At 68.7% G+C, this 2,551-nt stretch carries 1 protein-coding gene and 2 pseudogenes; 2 read left to right on the forward strand and 1 reads right to left on the reverse strand.

What is annotated here, in order from left to right; all coding sequences use genetic code 11:
• Together R2N01_RS11340 and R2N01_RS11510 are read left to right on the forward strand one after the other, a co-directional pair.
• Window positions 1-197 (forward strand): annotated as a pseudogene (locus tag R2N01_RS11340) (IS30 family transposase); the annotation flags it as partial.
• 66 nt (window positions 198-263) lie between these two features.
• A pseudogene (locus R2N01_RS11510) lies at window positions 264-1,282 on the forward strand (DDE-type integrase/transposase/recombinase).
• 448 nt (window positions 1,283-1,730) lie between these two features.
• Here the strand turns inward: R2N01_RS11510 and R2N01_RS11355 are convergent.
• On the reverse strand, window positions 1,731-2,551 hold an 821-nt coding region (locus R2N01_RS11355), incomplete at its 5' end, for an ATP-binding cassette domain-containing protein (RefSeq protein ID WP_316671266.1).

Below are 2,551 nucleotides of genomic sequence, written 5' to 3' on the forward strand. Positions count from 1 at the left end.
TGGTCGCCGACCTGCCCCGGGCCGTGCGGGCCTCGATCACCTGGGACCAGGGCAGCGAGATGTCCCAACACGCCGGCTTCACCGCCGCCACCAGCATCCCGGTCTACTTCGCCGACCCCCACAGCCCCTGGCAGCGACCCACCAACGAGAACACCAACGGATTGATCCGCGAGTACTTCCCCAAGGGCAGGGGCTTGCTCCTGTTGTTTGGACACGCTGATTCCGGTCTTTGGGCTGGGGAGAGCGAGATGATCTGAGCATGGCTGGGAAGAGCTACTCCGAGGGGCTTGCGGCGTCAGGCGGTGGAGGTGTACGAGACGACACCGGGTGCGACGGTGCGTGGGATCGCCCAGGACCTGGGCGTCGAGCGCGGCACGCTGCGCCAGTGGCTGGCCCGGTACGCTACCGGGCGTAAGACCGGCGCCGACGGCAGGCCGGCGCCCAGCCCGCTGCGTCCACGCGGGTCCGACGACTCCCGGACGGGCGGGCAGACGCAGGAGACTGCCTGGGAGGCGATCGCGCGCCTGGAGGCGGAGAACGCTGAGCCTCACGCTCAGGCCGTCAAGCCCGGCCCGGGGAGCCGGCGGGATCCCTTCAGCAGGCGGCCGAGCATGTCTCGCCGGTGGAGACGATCCGATAGAGCCTGTTCCCCGGTTCGTTGAAAACCACCGGGACGCCTATGAGGTCAAGCGGCTGCGGGCTGGTCGAGGCGGGGGCGCTCGTCACTTCACAGCCCCGGCCTCCAACCGCAGGTACGTCGGTGACATTCCCCCACTGCGCGGGAGGTGCCCCCTCCTACCTGCCCCTGGCCGACGGGACGAACCCGTACCCGGCTACCGTCATCGACTGCGCACGGCCGGCGCCTGGTCGCCTGGGCGCTGCGCGACCACATGCGCACGCCCCCCTTGGTCATCGAGGCTCTCCAGCAGGCCGCGGCCACTCGAGGGAGCCTGAAGGGCGCCGTACTCCACGCGGGCCATGGATCGGTCCACACCTCCAAGGACTTCGCCGCCGAGTGCAAGAGGCTCGGGGTGACCCAGTCCATGGGAGCAGTCGGCTCCAGCGCGGCAGGCGCACCGGCCGAGTCATTCAATGCCACGTTGAAGCGCGAGGTCCTCACAGGCGAGCACTCCTGGACCGACGAGCTCACCCGCCGGCGCCAGACCCTTCAGGTGGCCCACCCGCGCACAACACCCTACGCCGCCACACCTACCGCGGCCACCCACCCCCAACCACCTACGAGAAACAGACCCCAACCACTACGCCGACAACCGCCGCGTAAACCCACCCCCGTGTCCAACAACAAGAGACAAGGCCCGCACCAGCTTCCACCAGATCACCGATACCGCCGTCCAAGCCGTCCGGGACCGCCTCAACCGCCGACCCCGCCTGGTGAACGGACAGAACCCAACTGAGAAACTCAACGACGTCATCAACGGTGCAAACACCACCTGACCCCACAGGGCATTTCTGCACGAGTCGGGCATTTCGGTACGAGGTGGGCATTTTTGCGCGAGCCGGACGACGGCGTCGTCGATCTCGCGCCGAAATGCCAGTCTCGTGGTGGGGCGGGTCCCGGCCGAGGCCCGCGCGAGCCGACCGGGGGCCGCGGGGAGGCGCGGCGAACCGGGCTGATGGCGATCAGTGCTGGCTCAATCGCGTGTGCTCGGCCCCGCCTCCAACACCGCTCAATCGCCTCGGACACCCGAGCGAGCTCGGCATCACTCGGCTCAATCGCGTGTGAGCTTGCGGTAGGTGACGCGGTGGGGGCGGGCGGCCTCGGCGCCCAGGCGCTTGACCTTGTTCTCCTCGTAGGAGGCGAAGTTGCCCTCGAACCAGTACCAGCTCGCCGGGTTCTCATCCGTGCCCTCCCAGGCGAGGATGTGCGTGGCCACGCGGTCCAGGAACCAGCGGTCGTGGGTGATGACGACGGCGCAGCCGGGGAACTGCAGCAGGGCGTTCTCCAGGGAGCCGAGGGTCTCGACGTCGAGGTCGTTGGTGGGCTCGTCCAGCAGGATGAGGTTGCCGCCCTGCCTGAGGGTCAGGGCCAGGTTGAGGCGGTTGCGCTCACCGCCGGACAGGACCCCGGCGGGCTTCTGCTGGTCGGCGCCCTTGAAGCCGAAGGAGGCCACGTAGGCGCGCGAGGGCATCTCCACGTTGCCGACCTGGATGTAGTCCAGGCCGTCGGAGACGACCTCCCACAGGGTCTTCTTCGGGTCGATGCCCGCACGGGACTGGTCCACATAGGACAGCTTGACGGTCTGGCCGATCTTGAGGCTGCCGCCGTCGAGCTCCTCCAGGCCGACAATCGTCTTGAACAGGGTCGTCTTGCCGACGCCGTTGGGACCGACGATGCCGATAATGCCGTTGCGCGGCAGGGTGAAGGACAAGCCGTCGATGAGCGTGCGCCCGCCGAAGCCCTTGCTGAGGTTCGTGGCCTCCAGGACCTGGCTTCCGAGCCTGGGGCCCGGCGGGATCTGGATCTCCTCGAAGTCGAGCTTGCGGGTGCGCTCGGCCTCGGCGGCCATCTCCTCGTAGCGGGCCAGGCGCG

Source organism: uncultured Propionibacterium sp. (assembly GCF_963539965.1).
Lineage (GTDB): Bacteria > Actinomycetota > Actinomycetes > Propionibacteriales > Propionibacteriaceae > Propionibacterium.